An 18,629-nucleotide genomic window follows, 5' to 3' on the forward strand; every position below is an offset into this window, starting at 1 on the left:
AGCTTTTTTATAATTCCTGTATACTATTTGCCAGTATGCCCGAAGCCGCCGGCTCCGCGGGCCGTGTCAGACAGCTCATCCACTTCCACCAGAGTCACTTCAGGCACCGCCTGGAATACCATCTGGGCGATCCGCTCGTTGCGGGCAATTGCAAACGGCTCCTGCCCCAGATTGATCAGCAGCACCTTAATTTCGCCCCGGTAATCCGCATCGATGGTGCCCGGTGTATTCAGGCAGGTGATGCCATGCTTCAAGGCCAGCCCGCTGCGCGGACGGATCTGCGCCTCCAGCCCGCCAGGCATCGCCAGAGATATGCCGGTGGGGATCAGTGTCCGCTCGCCCGGAGCAAGCACCACAGGCTCTCCTACAGCGGCATACAGGTCATACCCCGAGGCCTGCTCGGACATTTTGCAGGGCAGCAGCACATCCTCATTCCCCGGAAGCTTGTTAATTTGTACGTAATGAGGCAAGATCATCTCTCCTAACATTGGCTATCGCTTTATCGGTGGAGCCTACCATCGCCAGGGACAACGGCTGTGCGAACATAAAGTCCAGCAGAGCATTAATGTCCTCCATGGTTACAGCTCCGATTTTGGCTATCATTTCATCCAGCGTATCCTGCCGGCCGAGCATCAGCTCATTTTTGCCCATCCGGTTCATCCGGCTGCCCGTGCTCTCCAGACTGAGAATCAGGCTGCCCTTGAGCTGCTCCTTGCCTTTGCGCAGTTCGTCCTCGCTCAGGCCGTTCACCGCCAGATCGCGCAGCATCTCTTTGATCAGCTCTGTCACTTCCTTGGTCTGCTTCGGCGCTGTCCCGGCATAGACCGTGAACAAGCCGCTGTCAGCCTGGGCGCTGTGGTACGAGAAGACGGAATAGGCCAGACCGCGCTTCTCGCGGATCTCCTGGAACAGCCGCGAGCTCATGCCGCCGCCGAACGCATTGTTGAGGAGTGCCATCGGATATTGCAGCGGTCCGCCGCTGCGGACGCCCGGCAAGGAGATGCAGATGTGATTCTGCTCGGTCTTCTTTTTGTGGAACACCAGCTCCCCCTGATATGCAGGCTCAGTCAGCTCCGGCGCTTCACCATGATTTGTGAAGGAACCGAAATGCTGCTCCAGCAGCGGGATCAGACCGTCGTTAATATTACCGGCTACGCTGATCACTGTATTCTCGATGGTATACTGCTCCTTCATGTACGCACGCAGATCATCCGGCGTCATCTCCAGCAGGCGGTCCTTCAGCCCGAGAATCGTATAAGCCAGCGGGTGCTCACCGTAGGCGGCGGCACACATCAATTCATGGACAAGATCATCCGGCGTGTCCTCGCACATGGCGATTTCCTCCAGGATTACATTCTTCTCCTTGGCCAGCTCCTCGGCATCCATCCGTGAGCGGAAGAACATATCTGCCAGCACATCCACGGCAATCGGCAGATGCTCATCCAGCACCTTCGCATAAAAGCATGTATATTCCTTCGAGGTAAACGCATTGACGTTCCCGCCAATGGCATCGAACTGTTCGGCAATATCCTTGGCGCTATAGCGGTCAGTCCCCTTAAAGAGCATATGCTCGATGAAATGGGAAATCCCGTTGTTCAGCGGGTTCTCATTGCGGGAGCCCGTCTTGACCCAGATTCCGAAAGATACGGACCGGCCGGTCGGGATCTTCTCGGTCACCACCCGGAGTCCGTTCGATAATAATATTTTGTCCAATGTGTAATCCTCCTGGCACAGCCCCTGGTTCTGTCTGTATTTGTTATTCGCGCCTCTTATCCTATCAGAAATAGGGCGTTCACTCAACTTCCGCAGTCACGATACGCTCAGGAGAGAGCGTCTGACTGACGGTTCCCAGCTGCAGGCCCTTGGCTCTGATCCCCCGGATCATCCCTCTCAGCGCTTGCGAGGAGGATGCCGTCGGATGCATCAGGATCAAAGTTCCCGGCTCTACCCGGCTGCTGATCTTGGCAACAACTGATTCGGGGGACGGATTGCGCCAATCGACCGTATCCAGCGTCCACAGCACCGTCTTCAGTCCCAGTGAGGCGGCGATCTCCACCGTCTGCTGGTTAAAGTCGCCTGACGGCGGAGCAAACCACTTGTTCGTCACACCCAGGCTTTCCTTCAGCAGCTTCTGCGTCTTCTCAATCTCGGCAGTAGCACGTGTCCGGCTTAGAATACTCATCTTAGGATGCGTATACGCATGGTTCTCCACCTCATGCCCGCGCTTCAGCATCTCTGCTGCAAGCTCCTTGTTGCGGCTTAACCAGCTTCCGTCCAGAAAAAAGGTAACCTCCACCTTCTCTGCATCCAGAATGTCCAGCATCGGACGGATATACTCATTCCCCCAGGCCACATTAATCATCAGCGAGGCCATCGGCTTCGCCGGATTCCCCCGGTAAATCGGCTGCGCTCCCAGATCATCCAGTGATACCTTAGGCTTAATCTGGCGGTACAACAGCTTAAGGCCTGCTTCGGGTCCCCGCAGCAGCGCGCTCCGGTAGGTTGCCTCTACATCGACCTCCAGCCCGTTATACCCTGGTATGGCTTTCCATACCCGGTCAACTACAGCATTCACCGGCTGCGCATTCAGCGCCTCGGCCCGGCGGGTAATCTGCGCCCGCAGATCATCCTCCGCCTGATTCAGAGCATAGCTCATCACCGCTGCATCCGCCTGAGGCTTAAGCCCGGCAATCATCTCTTTCACGGGTCCGTTCGTACTACCGATTCCGATTACTACTGCGATGCAAGCCAGCACAAGCGCCGCCTTGTCCGTCTTCATGACGTTATACCTCCCCGGCACAAACGGTCTGTTCCGTCTCCGCACCAGGGTCAAGCCGTGCGGGGACGCTTTGTCCCAGCCTATGTATGAAGGGTGAAAATTATGCATACTGCATAGTTGCCACCTTCAAGCGGGTAAGGTATAGCCGTCCTGTCAGGACCTTACCGTTTCCCCATACTTGTCCAAAAAAAAGAGCCAGAACTGTACTGCTTCTGTCTCTTCTTATCTATAGTCAGGATAGCGGTGAAGCGGCAGCGTAATGCTTACGCCTTCGCTCCGCTCTCTGAAGTCAGCACCGCTTTGCGCGACAGGTTGACGCGGCCCTGCTGGTCGATCTCCGTTACCTTCACGGTAATGGTGTCGCCAATCGCCACAACATCTTCCACTTTGGCCACACGCTCAGTGGACAGCTGGGAAATATGCACAAGTCCGTCTTTGCCAGGGATCAATTCAACGAATGCGCCGAATTTCTCAATGCGTCTAACCGTACCCACATAAATCTCACCAACCACTACTTCCTTCACAATTCCTTCGATGATGCCACGGGCCTTCTGGATCATAGCTTCGTCAGAAGAACCGATAAATACGCGGCCATCCTGTTCGATGTCGATCTTCACGCCGGTTTCTTCAATGATCTTGTTGATGATTTTACCGCCGGCACCGATCACATCACGGATTTTGTCCGGATTGATATTGATGATAATGATCTTCGGAGCATATTTAGACAGGCTAGATCTTGGAGCAGCAATCGCTTCATTCATTTTACCCAGAATGAACATCCGGCCTTCTCTTGCCTGCTCAAGCGCCTCCTGCAGAATTTTGCGGTCGATGCCGTCGATTTTGATATCCATCTGAATCGCCGTTACGCCTTCTGCTGTACCTGCTACCTTGAAGTCCATATCGCCGAGGTGATCTTCCATGCCTTGAATATCGGTCAGGATGGACACATGCTCTCCGTCCTTGATCAGACCCATCGCTACACCGGCTACAGGCGCCTTGATAGGTACCCCTGCATCCATCATCGCCAGAATACTGGCACAGATGCTTGCCTGGGAGGTGGAGCCATTGGATTCAATCGCTTCGGATACCAGACGGATGGTGTACGGGAATTCAGTCTCACTTGGAATCACCTTGGACAATGCGCGTTCACCGAGTGCCCCGTGGCCGATCTCGCGGCGTCCCGGTGCTCTTAGCGGACGGGCTTCCCCTACGCTGAACGGAGGGAAGTTGTAGTGGTGCATGAAGCGCTTGGTTTCAGCCGGATCAATACCATCCAGAATCTGCACATCGCCCAGTGCACCCAGTGTACATACGCTGAGAATCTGTGTCTGGCCGCGTGTGAACAGACCGGAACCGTGCGTACGCGGCAGCAGCGCTGTATCACATTCGATCGGACGGATCTCGTCCAGCTTACGTCCATCCGGACGAACCTTGTCATGCGTGATCAGTCGTCTGACTTCATCCTTCACGATATCATGCAGGGCTTCCTTAACATCCTTAAGAAGCTCTGGGGTTTCTATGTATTTCTCTGCGAAATACGCCACCGCTTCGTTGTTCACCAGATCGATAACATCCTGACGGGCATGCTTCTCGGCAATTCTTACGGCTTCTACCAGACGGCTCTCAGCAAAAGCACGAACCTCTGTATTCACATCCGCATTAACCGCATGCAGCTTCACAGCCATCTTCTCTTTACCGGCAACGGCTACGAGCTGTTCAATCACAGCCACAATCTTGCGGACCTCGTCATGTCCGAACATGATCGCTTCAAGCATCACTTCTTCAGTCACTTCATTGGCTTCCGCTTCTACCATCATGATGGCATCCTTCGTACCGGCCACAACCACATAAATATCGCTGATTGCCTGCTGGGCTTGATCAGGGTTGATGATGAATTCTCCGTTAATCCGGCCGACAGCCACGCCGCCGATGGGTCCGTTGAACGGCACATCGGAAATACTGAGCGCAGCGGAAGTACCGATCATGGCAGCAATATCAGGCGCACAGTCCTGATCCACACTCATTACCAGGTTCAAGACTTGAACGTCATTGCGGAATCCTTCCGGGAACAATGGACGAATTGGACGGTCTGTCAGACGGCTGGACAGAATCGCTTTCTCGCTCGGACGTCCTTCACGTTTGATGAATCCGCCAGGAATTTTGCCTACTGCATATAATCTTTCCTCATAATTCACTGTAAGCGGGAAAAAATCCAGATCTTTAGGCTCACTGGATGCTGTAACCGTACACAATACTGAAGTATCTCCATAACGCACCATCACGGCTGCGTTCGCTTGTTTGGCCAGACGGCCTGTTTCCAGCACAAGGCGTCTTCCGCCCAGCTGCATTTCCACACGTTGTTCCATAAAACCCCTCCTTGAATGGTAATAATACGTTCCTGTATGTTCTACAAGCAAAAACGGCTTGTCCTCCGCAGAAGTGCTATAGCCGTTTTTGCGAATGCTATCCACTTGTCAACTGTAAAAGTTTACCCTAAATTTTCAAAAAGCAACCCGGCTGTCCCGCTGTCGCTCGTAAGAAGGACATACGGTATACAACCAGGCTGCTTTTGGGCTTAACTTATGGAAAATTAACGACGCAATCCCAGTTTTTCGATCAGGGCGCTGTAACGTCTGATGTCTTTGTTCTTCAAATACGCCAGCAGTTTACGACGTTGTCCAACCATCTTCAGCAGTCCGCGGCGGGAATGATGATCCTTCTTGTGCGTACGCAAGTGGTCAGTCAAATTAACGATGTTCTCCGTAAGGATAGCAACTTGCACCTCAGGGGATCCAGTATCGGATTCATGAGTTTTGTGCTCGTCAATCAATTGGTGTTTACGTTCTTGAGTCAATGCCATCCTGTTCACCTCCTTCATTATAATCGCCAGTAGCCTCGTCACCGTCGGTGAGAACAAGTAACCAAGCTAAGGTTCACATGCTGTCATTCCAGCAACGTTAATCAGTATAGCACCTTCACAGGCAAAAGTAAACGGCTTGTCCGGAAAGATTAGGAATGATATCCCAGCATCCCTTTGGCCGTCTCAGCATCTGCGCCGATCTGTGCAATTAAGGCATCGATGGACCCGAACTTCCGCTCAGAGCGGATATAAGAGACCAGCTCCACCTTAAGCTCCTGCCCATAAATATCTGAGGCAAAATCAAACAGGTGAACCTCAAAGCTCGGAGTGGTCACGCCTTCGTGAAATGTTGGCTTCACGCCGACATTCATCACCCCGTACAAGACCTCGTCCCGGTAAAAGACCTTGACGGCGTATACGCCCTTGGCCGGAATCACATAGCGGTCTTCGAGCTGCAGGTTCGCGGTCGGAAAGCCGATGGTCCGGCCCCGCTTCTCCCCGTGACCGACGATACCGCGCAGGTGATAACAACGTCCAAACCAGGCATTGGCCTTACCCAGTTCCCCGCTCAGCAAGCTCTTGCGGATACCCGAGCTGCTGACCTTCTCTCCTTCAAGCAGGAACGGGGCGACCGTCTCTACCTTCATCGCACCCTGTCCCAGCTCCGAAAGCGTGTCCGCATCTCCCTCGCCCCTGTAGCCGAAGCGGAAGTCGAACCCTACAACTGCAGTTATAATCTGCAGCGGAAGCAGCATTACAGAGACAAAATCCGCCGGACTCACCCGGGAGAGCTCTTCATTAAATTCAATGATATATAAAAGCTCAACACCCATCCCGGCAAGCAGCTCCTGCTTATCCTTAGAAGGGGTCAAATATCCCTCATAATCCCCCTTGCCCATAACATCCTTGGGATGGGGGTAGAAGGTCATCACCGCAGCGGGTACACCTGCCTCGCGGGCAAGAGCAACGGCTGATGTGATGACACTGGCATGCCCGAGGTGCAGTCCATCGAACTGTCCCAGAGCAACTACTTGAGGCTGCGCGTACTGTGCTGCCGCCTCAGGCAGCATCGGATAGTTTAACGTTACGGTTCTCACGCTGTTTCTCACCTACATTCGCAAATAAATTAAAGTTTAGACCTGGGCAAAGACCTTGACAGGTGCAATAGCTCCGGTAGCCTCCAAAGCATAAATACCAAGGAACTCCCCTTGCTGATCATAGAGACGGAAATCTCCGGCCTGCTTCACTTCCGGCATTACAAACCGGGCCGACAGACGCTGCCCCTGCAGGGCTGCTTTCTTCTTCTCTGCCGCAACGGTATGTCTGGGCAAATGTGAAATCGCCTCGTCGGCAGCAATCAGATGCTCATCCAGTGTGCCGCCTTCCTTGTGCTGCGCAATTTGCTCCAGAGTCAGGCAATGACTGGCCGTGATCCCGGCCGACATCGTCCGCTCCAGCTTCACCATCACACCGGGAAGATCAAGCTTACGTCCGATATCTACACAGAGGGTGCGGATATAGGTTCCCTTGGAGCATAACGCCCGGAAAGTGATCTCCGGATAATTGCCGTTCCAGACCATTTCCTGCATCTCAATCTCATAAATCTCCACTTCACGGCTCTTGCGCTCTACGGTCTTGCCTTCCCGGGCCAGTTCGTACAGACGCTTGCCGTCCACCTTCACTGCGGAATACATCGGCGGCACCTGTGAGATCACGCCCTGAAAGGAGTTCAGCACAGCCAGTACTTCGGCTTCTGTGATATGAACCTCCTCCACAGATTCCGTAATCGTGCCGGTCAGGTCCTCTGTATCGCTGGCCATTCCCAGCCGCAGTGTGGCAACATATTCCTTGGGCAGCTCCTGGATATACTCCACTACTCTAGTAGCCCGGCCCAGACAGAGCGGCAATACTCCGGTTACCTGAGGATCAAGTGTCCCGGTATGTCCAATCCGCTTCATGCCCAGAATGCGCCGCGCCTTGGCCACAACATCATGTGAAGTGAACCCTGCCGGCTTATATACAGCCAGAACTCCTGTAAGCTCACTCATAAATGACGTTTGACCTCCTCAAGCACCTGTGCCACAGCTTCTTCCAGACTTCCATTAATACGCGCGCCCGCTGCCCGGGTGTGTCCGCCGCCGCCGAAGGCTTGCGCAAGCAGCGCCACATCCACCTTACCTGCTGAACGCAGGCTGGCCTTCACCGCATGGTCATCAATGACCTTGAACAGAATGCCTACCTCTACCCCGCGGATATTCCGGGGATAGTTGACAATCCCTTCAAGATCCTCATTGGCCGCTCCAGAGTCCAGCATATCCTGAGGTGTAACATACACCCAAGCTATATCTCCTTCAGGACTAAGCTGTAATGTGCTAAGTGCGCGGTTGAGTACCTTAACCTGGGGAAGCGTCATCTCTTCCAGCAGGGTCTCTGCCAGGTCCGGTCCATTCACGCCCAGTGCCAGCAGCTCGGATACCGCCGCCATCACTTTAGGAGAAGTATTGCTGTAACGGAAACCGCCGGTATCCGTTAACAGCCCTGTATAAATGGCTGTGGCAATATCAATATCCCACTTGAGTTCAAAGGTCTTCAGCAGATCGAACAGAATCTCTGCTGTCGCTGCCGCATCCGGCTTGATGAGATTCACCGCGCCGTAGCCGTTGTTCGTTGGATGATGGTCTATATTCAAGATCAGGGCATCACTGGTGAAATGCTGCTGGGTCAGCCCTACACGCTGGAAATCAGCACAGTCCACACATATCACATGGCTGTACTGGCGGGGCAAAGAACCTTCAGACAGATTGACAATCTGATCGGCATGCCATAAGTATTCCATCCGCTGCGGAATCTGGCCTTCATTCAACATCAGATATTTTTTGCCCAGACATGAGAGAAGCCAGCCCACCGCGAGGGTGGAGCTGACTGCATCTCCGTCCGGCTGAACATGCGACACTACAAGATAATCGTCGTGTTCCAGCAGAAACTTACGCGTCTGCTGGAGACTTTGTTCATAGCTCTGCATTCGCCGTCTCCTTTATGTTCCGTAGCCTATTCGTTTTTGCCGATTTCGCCGAGCAGCTTCTCAATATGACTTCCGTAAGCAACGGATTCGTCAATCTTGAAGATCAGCTCAGGTGTATGGCGCAGGCGGATCGCTTTGCCCAGCTCCGAGCGGAGAAAGCCATTGGCCTTCTCAATCGCTCTAAGCGAGTCTGACTTCTGCTCCTCGTCCCCGAATACGCTCAGGTATACCTTGGCCTGTGACAGATCGTTCGTCACATCTACGCCAGTTACGGTTACGAACCCGACACGCGGGTCCTTCAGTCCGCTTTGGATGAGCTGGCTCAGCTCTTTCTTAATCTGCTCGCCAACCCGTCCGGCTCTGATTTTAGACATCTTCTTTCACCTCTTCGCTTAGCGCTCTACCGTTTCCATGATGAATGCTTCGATGATGTCGCCTTCGGCGAGATCATTATAGCGTTCCAAAGTTATGCCACATTCATAACCCTGTGCCACTTCTTTTGCATCATCTTTGAAACGCTTCAAGGTGTCGATCTTGCCTGTGAAGACAACAATACCGCTGCGGATCAGGCGCATTTCAGCATTGCGGGTAATTTTGCCGTCAGTAACCATACAGCCTGCGACACTGCCCACTTTGCTGATTTTGAATACGTTGCGCACTTCGGCATGGCCGATAACGTTCTCTTTATAGATAGGATCAAGCATGCCCTTCATGGCACTTTCAATCTCTTCAATGACGTTGTAGATGATGTTATGCAGACGCACATCCACCTTCTCCTGCTCAGCCGCAGCTTTCGTCTGGGCATCCGGACGAACGTTGAAGCCAATCACGATAGCATTGGAGGCTGCTGCCAGGGTAATATCGGATTCCGTGATCGCACCGGCACCGCTGTGAAGAATCTTCACGCGTACGCCTTCCACTTCGATCTTGGCCAAGGAGCCCTTCAGCGCCTCTACCGAACCCTGTACGTCACCCTTGATAATTACGTTGAGATCCTTGATCTCGCCGTCCTTGATGTGCTTGAACAGATCATCCAGCGTAACGCGGGTGTTCGTGTTCAGCTCGGACTGGCGCTGCGTAGTAGAACGTCTGTCAGCGATCGCCCGTGCTTTGCGCTCATCTTCGAAGGCCATGAACGGATCGCCCGCCTGCGGCACTTCGGTCAGACCGGTAATTTCCACTGGAGTGGAAGGTCCCGCTTCCTTGATTTTGCGTCCCTTGTCATTCACCATGGCGCGTACGCGGCCGAAGCAGTTCCCTGCTACGAATGCGTCTCCGACCTTCAGTGTACCGTTCTGCACGAGAATACGGGCAACCGGTCCACGGTTCTTGTCAAGCTCAGCTTCTATAACAGTACCGCGTGCCCGTTTGTCCGGGTTCGCCTTGTACTCGTTCACTTCGGCAACGAGCAGAATCATTTCCAGCAGCTCTTCCAGGTTAATGCGCTGCTTAGCGGACAGGTTGACGAAGATTGTATCGCCGCCCCACTCTTCCGGCACCAGCTCATAGTTGGTAAGCTCCTGCTTCACCCGGTCAGGGTCTGCGCCCGGCTTATCAATCTTGTTAACTGCAACAATGATCGGAAGTCCGGCTGCCTTGGCGTGGTTAATCGCTTCTACGGTCTGAGGCATTACGCCGTCATCTGCCGCTACAACGATAATCGTCATATCTGTGACCTGGGCACCACGGGCACGCATGGCGGTGAACGCTTCATGGCCCGGAGTATCGAGGAATGTGATTTTCTTATGATTAATCTCAGCCTGGTAGGCACCGATATGCTGCGTAATCCCGCCTGCTTCACCGCTTGAGACATTCGTGGAACGGATGGCATCAAGCAAGGTTGTTTTACCGTGGTCAACGTGACCCATGATCGTTACAACCGGCGGCCGTGTCATCAGATCGTCTTCGGAATCGTTCTCTTCCACGGTCTCGAAGCTGTCTTCGTCAACCGGAATCTTCACTTCTACTTCTACGCCGAATTCGCCGGCCAGCAGCAGAATCGTATCGATATCAAGCTCCTGGTTGATGGTGGCCATAACCCCCATCGAGATCAGCTTCTTAATTACTTCCGAAGCATCCTTGTGAAGCAGCTTCGCGGTTTCACCCACGGTCATGCTGCCACGGACAATGATCTTCTTAGGTGTATTGTCAATCTTCTCACGATATACGGTCGGCTGGTTTCTGCCGCGGTTGTTCTTGCCGCCACGGCCGCGATAGTTGCCGCCCTTGTTGTCGTCGTAACGTTTCTGGCCGCTGTTATTGCCGCCAGGTCTGCCGCCAGTGGTATTCTTCTTAGGGCCGTCGTTGCGAGAGAAACCTCCGCCTGCATTGCCTTGACCTTGCGGACGGTCACCTGTACGTGGTGCGCCGCCTTGTCCTTGCGGACGGCTGCCAGTCGAGCTGCCTTGTGGGCGGCTTCCGCTAGTTGAGCTGCCTTGTGGACGGCTTCCGCCAGTCGAGCTGCCTTGCGGACGGCTGCCAGTGGTGGAGCTGCCCTGTGGGCGGCTTCCGCCAGTAGAGCTGCCTTGCGGGCGGCTGCCAGTGGAGCTGCCTTGCGGACGGCTGCCAGTGGAGCTGCCTTGCGGGCGGCTGCCAGCCGAACTGCTTTGTGGACGGCTGCTGCTTGAACTGCCCTGCGGGCGGGAATTCTGAGCGGAGCCTGATGTTTGTGTTCTGCGGGAATCTTGTCCGCTTTGGGGCCTTGGGGACGTCGTCGATTGGTTGTTGTTTTGGTTACTGTTCATACCTACCTGCTTTTCCGATTGAATTTTGTTGGTATTCTGAGCACTGCGTACTTCGGCGGTTGCCGCACCGGTAGTAACTACCGGACGGCTGCTGGTGCCGTTGTCCCGCTTGGCTGCAGCGTTTGACTTGATGTCCTTGAAGAACTGTTCAACTTTGTTCACGGAGCCATTCTCCATGACACTCATATGATTATTCACCGGGACATCCAAACGCTTCAGAATGGTAATAATTTCTTTACTGCTCATGTTCAAAGACTTTGCGTATTCGTATACGCGCAGCTTATCCTTATTATCTTCTTTAGTCAATAACTCCACCTCCGACAGTATCTCCAAGCGTTCTGGAGATCATTTCCGCGAATCCTTTATCCGTAACGGCCAGCACCACGCGCTGGTCCTTACCAATACTTGCACCGAGTTCATCCCGGTGAAATGCGATTACTAGTGGAATATCGTAGGTTCCGCATTTATCGCGGAACTTCTTCTGGGTATTATCTGAAGCGTCACCTGCCAGGACGACCAGCTTCGCCTCTGAAGACCGCACTGCCTTAAGCACAGCCTCATCGCCGGTGACAATCTTGCCTGCTCTCATCGCAAGCCCTAAATAAGAAAGTGTCTTACTCATTGTCCTCACTATCCTTCGCTGCCAAAAACTGCTCCTCCACGGATGCAAAATCCCGGGCAAGCTGGGCATAGATTTCAGGACTGACCTGACATTTCAATGCCCGGTCAAGTGCTTTGGTCTTCTGTGCTAGCTTAAAGTATTCCAGTTTACCGCAGATATAAGCGCCACGGCCCGACTTCTTGCCTGTCAGGTCGATCAGCACCTCGCCTTCAGGCGTTCTCACCACGCGAATCAGCTCTTTCTTGGGCATCATCTCCTGGCTGGCAACGCATTTACGCAGCGGCACCTTTCTTTGCTTCATAACAAAGCACCTCCCGTCAGTCAGCATTCATTAATCGATGGAGACGGAATCCTGATGCATTTCATCATTGGACGATCTGGGTCTGCCGTATTCCTGCTCCGCCTGCGTCTCGCTCTTGATATCGATCTTCCAGCCGGTCAGCTTGGCGGCAAGACGGGCATTCTGCCCCTTGATGCCGATAGCCAGCGACAGCTGATAGTCAGGAACAATGACGCGGGCCATCTTCTCAGGTTCAAAGACTTGAACCTCAAGCACCTTGGACGGGCTAAGCGCATTGGCTACGTACTCCTGCACCAGCTCGGAATATCTGACGATATCAATCTTCTCACCGCGAAGCTCAGTCACGATGGTCTGTACACGCGTGCCTCTCGGCCCTACGCAGGAGCCCACCGGGTCCACTTCAGGATTGCGTGAGAACACGGCGATTTTGGAGCGGAAGCCGGCTTCGCGGGCAACGGAACGAATCTCCACCACCCCGTCAAAAATCTCCGGGACCTCCAGCTCGAACAGACGCTTCAGGAGACCCGGATGACTGCGGGACAGCATGATCTGCGGTCCTTTGGTCGTGTTCTCCACCTTGGTGATATAAGCCTTGATACGCTCGCTCTGCTTGAACTTCTCTCCAGGCATCAGCTCGCTCAGCGGAAGAACCGCCTCGATTTTGCCAAGATCCACATAGATGTTGCGCATATCCTGACGCTGTACAAGGCCGGTTACAATATCATCTTCCTTGTCAATAAAAGCGTTATAGATCAGGCCGCGTTCCGCTTCGCGGATACGCTGGGTAACCACCTGCTTCGCAGTCTGGGCGGCAATGCGGCCGAAATCACGCGGCGTGACTTCCTGCTCGGCGATGTCCTCCAGCTGGAAATGCGGGTTGATCTCCCGGGCAGCCAGGAGCGAGATCTCGGTCCGTGCATCGAGAACCTCCTCCACAATCAGCTTGCGGGCAAACACCTTGATTACGCCTGTGTTGCGGTTCATATCCACACGCACATTCTGCGCCGCATTGAAATTGCGTTTATAGCTGGAGATCAGCGCCGCTTCGATGGCTTCGAACAGCACATCCTTGCTGATGCCTTTCTCCCTTTCCAGTTCATTCATAGCTTCAATAAACTCCATACTCATGAAATTCCGGTCCCCCTTTCAAGACGTTAAAAAATAATGGCCAATCTCGCACTGGCGACCTTGGCGTACGGTACCACATGTTCTTTTTTGCCCGCGGAGATGAGCAGTTCCTCGTTCTCGAACGAGAGCAACCGTCCTTCGAATTCTTTGAGTCCTTGAATCGGCTCATAGACCGTTACATATACGTCCTTGCCTACTGCCTTGGCGACATCCGCGGCTTTCTTGAGCGGACGCTCAGCTCCCGGCGAGGAGACTTCAAGGAAATACGCTTCGGAGAACGGATCATTCTCATCCAGCTTCTGGCTGATATATTCGCTGATGGACCCGCAGTCATCGATATCGATGCCGCCCTCTTTGTCTACGAATACGCGCAGAAACCAGTTGGAGCCTTCCTTCACGTATTCAACGTCCACCAGTTCGAAACCATTGTCCTCGAGATAGGACCCGAGCAGCTGCTCTACCGTTTGTTTAATTTTGGATTTGGGTGTGCTCAAAAGAAGATTACCTCCACGAACTTGTCTTTTGCTATATACCAAAGATAAAGAGTGGGTTTCCCCACTCTTTACACAACGGACTTATCTCATTATTACCAAAAAAATTATACCATAGTGAGGCAGCACTGACAAGTACCAGCCCTTGACTCCCCTTTTTAAAGGACTATATATGCTATCACTTAAGCCGGTTGTCAGAACAGTGAAAGCTGGTTACTCTCCGGCAATCCCCGGAAGCAGCCCATTCCCGTGAGCAGCTCAATCACCGTTTTACTGGCCTTGGATTTCTGCTGGAAATCCTCAATGGAGAGGAATTCTCCTGCGTCCTTGGCAGCGGCGATATTAATCGCAGCATTATCCCCGATTCCCGCAAGCGAGGAGAATGGAGGAATCAGGCTGGTACCGTCTACCGTAAATTTGGTAGCGTCCGAGCGGTACAGATCAATGTTCTTGAAGGTGAAGCCGCGTGCGGTCATCTCCAGGGCCATCTCCAGGACCGGAAGCATGGCTTTTTCCTTAGGCAGCGCCTGGAAGCCCTTGGCTTCGATCTCTACCAGCTGGCGCGCAATGGCTTCGTAGCCTTTGCAGCACAGTTCGATATCGAAATCCGCCGCGCGGACCGAGAAGTAAGTCGCATAGTATTCTATCGGATGATACAGCTTGAAGAAGGCTGTCCGCACCGCTGAAATAACATAAGCCGCGGCATGCGCCTTCGGGAACATGTACTGGATTTTGAGACAGGAATCAATGTACCACTGCGGCACCTTGCAATTCTTCATCTCGTCAATCCACTCCGGCGGCAAGCCCTTCCCTTTACGCACGCTCTCCGTAATTTTGAAGGCCAGACTGGCATCCATGCCCGCCTTATAGATCAGATAGAGCATAATATCATCACGGCAGCCGATTACCGTCTTAATGTTGCAGGTGTTGTTCTTGATCAGCTCCTGGGCATTTCCCAGCCACACGCCGGTTCCATGGGACAGCCCCGAAATCTGCAGCAGATCGGCAAAGCTGGACGGCTTGGCTTCGACAAGCATCTGGCGGACGAACTTCGTCCCCATCTCCGGCACTCCATAAGTGGCTACCGGGGTGCGGATCTGATCCGGCCTTACCCCGAGCGCATCCGTAGAGTTGAACATACTCATCACCTTCGGATCATTCATTGGAATGGTCGTCGGGTCGACGCCAGTCAGATCCTGCAGCATCCGCATCATCGTCGGATCATCGTGGCCGAGAATATCGAGCTTCAGCAGGTTGGCATCGAAGGCGTGATAGTCGAAATGGGTGGTCTTCCACTCGGCTGTAACATCATCCGCCGGGAACTGCACCGGAGTGATATCTTCGATCTCCATGTAGTCCGGCAAAACAACGATACCGCCGGGATGCTGTCCTGTACTGCGCTTCACACCGGTACAGCCGGCGGCAAGCCGTCCGACCTCCGCACCGCGCCAGCGCTTCTGGTGATGCTCCTCATATTTCTTGGTGAAGCCGAAGGCAGTCTTCTCCGCCACTGTACCGATAGTTCCCGCGCGGAATACATTGTCCGGACCGAACATTGTTTTGGTAAAATTATGGGCGTTCGGCTGATACTCCCCGGAGAAGTTAAGGTCGATATCGGGAACCTTGTCCCCTTTGAAGCCCAGGAAGGTCTCAAACGGAATATCCTGTCCTTCTCCCTTAAGCTTGCCGCCGCAATCCGGGCAGTCCTTATCCGGCAAGTCAAAGCCGCTCGGCACACTTCCGTCCAGGAACCATTCACTGTGCCGGCATTCGGGATTGGTGCAAATATAGTGAGCCGGAAGCGGATTAACCTCCGAGATACCGAGGAAGGTAGCCACCACAGATGAACCTACCGATCCACGGGAGCCGACGAGATAACCGTCCTGGTTCGACTTTTTGACCAGCCGTTCCGAGATCAGATAGTTGGCGGAGAACCCGTATTTAATAATCGGGGCCAGCTCCTTCTCCAGACGGGCAACCACCACTTCAGGCAGCTCCTCGCCGTAGATCGATTTGGCTGTGTCATAGCAGGTATTGCGGATCTCATCATCCGCCCCTTCAATAATAGGCGTGAAGAGATCGCTTGGGAACAGATCGTATTCCTCGAACCGCTCAGCCAGCTCAACAGTATTCGTGACCACGACTTCCTTCGCTTTGGCTGCACCCAGGTATTCGAACTCGGCCAGCATCTCATCGGTTGTACGGAAGTGGGCATCCGGCTTGTTCTGGTCCTTCAGCGGACTGAATCCGGTAATCCCGTGGATCGTAATATCGCGGAACAGCTTATCGCGCGGCTCCAGATAGTGCACATTCCCAGTGGCTATCACCGGCTTGTTTATCTGCTCGCCAATCTCACAGATTTTGCGTACAACTCCCCGCAGGTCCTCCGGACTCGCTACGAACCCTTTATCCACCAGATGCATGTACATGGTCAGCGGCTGGATTTCCAGCACATCATAGAACTGGGCAACCTCAATCGCCTCTTCCACGGTCTTGTTCAGTACAGCCTCGAAGAACTCGCCCCGCTCACAGCCGGATATGACAAGCAGTCCGTCACGATGCTCTTCAAGCTTCGATTTGGGAATGCAGGGCACCCGCTTGTAGTACTCGGTATGCGACATGGAGATCAGCTTGTAGAGGTTCTTTTTGCCGATGGGATTCAGTGCATAGATGCCGCAGTGAAACGGCCGCACATTCGACAGGTCATTGCCTACATAGTCATTCAGCCGGTCCAGCCGGGTCATCCCCTTCATCTTCTCCGCATCGGCCAAGAGACCGTTCAGAATCCCGCCCAGTGCTATCGTATCATCCACCGCACGGTGATGGCTCTCCAGCAGTACCTTGTACTTGTCAGCAAGCGTATTGAGCCGGTGGTTCTTCATTTTGGGGAAGAGCAGACGCGCCAGCTCCAGCGTATCCAGTGAAGGATTCGGCAGCTCCGGCTGCCCCAGCTTCTTCAGAGAAGCTTGAATGAAGCCCATATCGAACCGCGCATTGTGCGCAACGAGAATGCTATCTCCTACAAACTCCACGAACTCCTCCAGTACCGGCGCGAGATCCGGGGCATCCTTGACCATTTCATCCGTAATGTTCGTCAGCTGCTGGATGTGGTAGGGGATTTTCTCATGCGGATTGACGAAGGTGGTATAACGGTCCAGCTCCTTGCCTTCGCACATCTTGATCGCCGCAAGCTCCGTGATGTTATTGCGTGTGATGGACAACCCCGTGGTCTCGATGTCGAAGACGACATAGGTTGCGGTCTTGAGCTCCAGCGGCTGCGCATTCTCCACGATATTGACCGCATCATTGACGACATTGGCCTCCACACCGTAGAGCATCTTGAGCTTATGCTTATGGGCGGCATGATTCGCATCCGGGAAGCTCTGAACATTGCCGTGGTCGGTAACTGCAAGTGCCGGGTGGCCCCATTTAGCAGCTGTTTTGACATAGGCATCAATCGGTGCTACCGCATCCATCGTGCTCATAGTCGTATGCAGGTGGAACTCCACGCGCTTCTCCTTGGCATTGTCCTTACGGGCAGGCGGCGCCGACACCTCGGTCAGATCCGAAGGAATCATCACCAGCTCGGGAATCTGCATGAACCGGTCATACTCCACTTTGCCGCGCGCCCGGACCCATTTGCCGTTAGCCAGCTGGCCCATGATCTTCAGCTCTTCCTTGGTTTTGGCGAACATCTTCATCTGCAGGGAATCTGTAAAGTCTGTGATGCAGAAGGTGAACAGCGTATTCCCGTTACGCAGCTCCTTGCTGTCCAGCCCGAAGATCGTCCCCTGGATCGTAATCTTCTTCTCTTCATCCTGAATCTCCAGAATGGAGACGGCCTGCTCCTTAATGTCATTCCCGATCTGAAGCTTAATGACCTCGCCCGGGTCCCCGGCTTCTTCAGGCTCGTCCGGCTCACTGTTCATCATCATCAGCTCTACCAGCTCACGCTGCTCCTGCTGGAGCTTCTGCTGGAATTCCTCATAGGCATCCGCTTTGTTCTTGGTCTCATCCTCAGACATCTGCAGCTTGACCTTGAGCGGGAGCGCGAAGTATTTATCATAATATTTAATAATGGCGGCTTCGATACCCTTTTTGCGGGCCAGTTCGAGCGACATCGAATCGTTCAGGCTAAGGATGAGCGTGCCGTCCTGCAGCTCCTGGCTGGAGCGCGTCAGCCAACCGTTGACGGACGGAATCTCACGCTGGACCCACTCCAGGAACATGCCCCAGTACTCCTGCACAATATCGGCTCTGCTTACAGTATCATCATATAGGAACAAGAAGCTGACCTTGGCAATATGCTGCAGCTTCTCACGCATTCTAAGGATAAATGCCCGGTAGGTCTGGGCGGGAATCAGGGTTGTCTTCGCAATCACGATATGCCAGTCATGGTTGCCGCGGCTAATCTCCACCCGTTCAATCTGTCCGTCTACAAAATAAGGATCAATCATGGCAGGCGGAATCTCCCCCTGCTTCATCAACAGCTCAAATCTCTTTCTTCTCTCCACGTTCTGCTCCATGCATTCCCCACCTAACTCGGCAATAATTGGCGTAAGACTTCGACGTCATTCTAATACTCTATTGTAAGAAAAAGCCTCCGGCTTAAAAAGCATTGGGTACTTGCGGCCCGCCGACTCCTCTCGCCAGAAGCTGATATAATAAATGAACAAATATAA

The 18,629-nt window shown here is 53.5% G+C and carries 15 protein-coding genes; all 15 read right to left on the reverse strand.

Annotated elements, in window-relative coordinates; genetic code table 11:
* Positions 1-23: 23 nt before the first annotated feature.
* Positions 24-476, reverse strand: a complete 453-nt coding sequence (gene dut, locus MKX51_RS17390) for a dUTP diphosphatase (protein WP_036724736.1) — start codon at positions 474-476, stop codon at positions 24-26.
* Positions 448-1,713 carry a M16 family metallopeptidase gene (locus MKX51_RS17395; RefSeq protein ID WP_340940109.1) on the reverse strand — a complete coding sequence of 422 codons (1,266 nt, stop codon included), beginning with the start codon at positions 1,711-1,713 and terminating at the stop codon, positions 448-450. Before MKX51_RS17395 ends, dut begins: the two co-directional genes overlap by 29 nt.
* Before the next feature lie 79 nt (positions 1,714-1,792).
* Positions 1,793-2,779 (reverse strand): polysaccharide deacetylase family protein, encoded by a 987-nt coding sequence (locus MKX51_RS17400; RefSeq protein ID WP_340993275.1) that lies wholly within the window; start codon positions 2,777-2,779, stop codon positions 1,793-1,795.
* A 263-nt stretch (positions 2,780-3,042) separates the two neighbouring features.
* On the reverse strand, positions 3,043-5,145 hold the full coding sequence (gene pnp, locus MKX51_RS17405) for a polyribonucleotide nucleotidyltransferase (protein WP_340993276.1): 2,103 nt from the start codon (positions 5,143-5,145) through the stop codon (positions 3,043-3,045).
* A 224-nt stretch (positions 5,146-5,369) separates the two neighbouring features.
* Positions 5,370-5,639 carry a 30S ribosomal protein S15 gene (gene rpsO, locus MKX51_RS17410; RefSeq protein WP_019910460.1) on the reverse strand — a complete coding sequence of 90 codons (270 nt, stop codon included), beginning with the start codon at positions 5,637-5,639 and terminating at the stop codon, positions 5,370-5,372.
* Between the two features lie 149 nt (positions 5,640-5,788).
* A complete protein-coding gene (locus MKX51_RS17415; protein ID WP_340940104.1) occupies positions 5,789-6,736 on the reverse strand; it encodes a bifunctional riboflavin kinase/FAD synthetase in 948 nt (315 codons plus the stop codon).
* 36 nt (positions 6,737-6,772) lie between these two features.
* The gene (gene truB / locus MKX51_RS17420) at positions 6,773-7,687 is read right to left on the reverse strand and encodes a tRNA pseudouridine(55) synthase TruB (RefSeq protein ID WP_340993277.1); all 915 of its coding nucleotides are present in this window, start codon (positions 7,685-7,687) and stop codon (positions 6,773-6,775) included.
* Positions 7,684-8,661, reverse strand: coding sequence for a DHH family phosphoesterase (locus MKX51_RS17425; RefSeq protein ID WP_340940102.1), 978 nt, complete (start codon positions 8,659-8,661; stop codon positions 7,684-7,686). The genes truB and MKX51_RS17425 overlap by 4 nt, the downstream gene beginning before the upstream one ends.
* Positions 8,662-8,687: 26 nt before the next feature.
* Positions 8,688-9,035: a 30S ribosome-binding factor RbfA gene (rbfA, locus tag MKX51_RS17430; protein ID WP_036692621.1), complete on the reverse strand. Its 348-nt coding sequence runs from the start codon at positions 9,033-9,035 to the stop codon at positions 8,688-8,690.
* Between the two features lie 18 nt (positions 9,036-9,053).
* Complete coding sequence (infB, locus tag MKX51_RS17435) at positions 9,054-11,711, reverse strand: translation initiation factor IF-2 (protein WP_340995636.1); 2,658 nt, start codon at positions 11,709-11,711, stop codon at positions 9,054-9,056.
* Positions 11,704-12,027 carry a YlxQ family RNA-binding protein gene (locus MKX51_RS17440; RefSeq protein ID WP_036724725.1) on the reverse strand — a complete coding sequence of 108 codons (324 nt, stop codon included), beginning with the start codon at positions 12,025-12,027 and terminating at the stop codon, positions 11,704-11,706. The genes infB and MKX51_RS17440 overlap by 8 nt, the downstream gene beginning before the upstream one ends.
* Positions 12,020-12,328, reverse strand: coding sequence for an RNase P modulator RnpM (rnpM, locus tag MKX51_RS17445; RefSeq protein ID WP_036692616.1), 309 nt, complete (start codon positions 12,326-12,328; stop codon positions 12,020-12,022). The genes MKX51_RS17440 and rnpM overlap by 8 nt, the downstream gene beginning before the upstream one ends.
* A 30-nt stretch (positions 12,329-12,358) precedes the next feature.
* Positions 12,359-13,456, reverse strand: a complete 1,098-nt coding sequence (nusA, locus tag MKX51_RS17450; protein WP_036692613.1) for a transcription termination factor NusA — start codon at positions 13,454-13,456, stop codon at positions 12,359-12,361.
* Between the two features lie 26 nt (positions 13,457-13,482).
* Positions 13,483-13,950, reverse strand: a complete 468-nt coding sequence (rimP, locus tag MKX51_RS17455) for a ribosome maturation factor RimP (RefSeq protein ID WP_340940101.1) — start codon at positions 13,948-13,950, stop codon at positions 13,483-13,485.
* 191 nt (positions 13,951-14,141) lie between these two features.
* Complete coding sequence (locus MKX51_RS17460) at positions 14,142-18,473, reverse strand: PolC-type DNA polymerase III (RefSeq protein WP_340940100.1); 4,332 nt, start codon at positions 18,471-18,473, stop codon at positions 14,142-14,144.
* Between the last annotated feature and the right edge of the window lie 156 nt (positions 18,474-18,629).

Source organism: Paenibacillus sp. FSL M7-0420, from assembly GCF_038002345.1.
Taxonomy (GTDB): domain Bacteria; phylum Bacillota; class Bacilli; order Paenibacillales; family Paenibacillaceae; genus Paenibacillus_AQ.

What these genes read in the sequence shown, in the direction of transcription:
- nusA (WP_036692613.1), bottom strand. Translation starts at nt 13,456, where the DNA reads ATGAGTATGGAGTTTATTGAAGCTATGAATGAACTGGAAAGGGAGAAA.
- rpsO (WP_019910460.1), bottom strand. Translation starts at nt 5,639, where the DNA reads ATGGCATTGACTCAAGAACGTAAACACCAATTGATTGACGAGCACAAA.
- rnpM (WP_036692616.1), bottom strand. Translation starts at nt 12,328, where the DNA reads ATGAAGCAAAGAAAGGTGCCGCTGCGTAAATGCGTTGCCAGCCAGGAG.
- pnp (WP_340993276.1), bottom strand. Translation starts at nt 5,145, where the DNA reads ATGGAACAACGTGTGGAAATGCAGCTGGGCGGAAGACGCCTTGTGCTG.
- dut (WP_036724736.1), bottom strand. Translation starts at nt 476, where the DNA reads ATGATCTTGCCTCATTACGTACAAATTAACAAGCTTCCGGGGAATGAG.
- MKX51_RS17460 (WP_340940100.1), bottom strand. Translation starts at nt 18,473, where the DNA reads ATGGAGCAGAACGTGGAGAGAAGAAAGAGATTTGAGCTGTTGATGAAG.
- truB (WP_340993277.1), bottom strand. Translation starts at nt 7,687, where the DNA reads ATGAGTGAGCTTACAGGAGTTCTGGCTGTATATAAGCCGGCAGGGTTC.
- MKX51_RS17400 (WP_340993275.1), bottom strand. Translation starts at nt 2,779, where the DNA reads ATGAAGACGGACAAGGCGGCGCTTGTGCTGGCTTGCATCGCAGTAGTA.
- MKX51_RS17425 (WP_340940102.1), bottom strand. Translation starts at nt 8,661, where the DNA reads ATGCAGAGCTATGAACAAAGTCTCCAGCAGACGCGTAAGTTTCTGCTG.
- MKX51_RS17440 (WP_036724725.1), bottom strand. Translation starts at nt 12,027, where the DNA reads ATGAGTAAGACACTTTCTTATTTAGGGCTTGCGATGAGAGCAGGCAAG.
- rbfA (WP_036692621.1), bottom strand. Translation starts at nt 9,035, where the DNA reads ATGTCTAAAATCAGAGCCGGACGGGTTGGCGAGCAGATTAAGAAAGAG.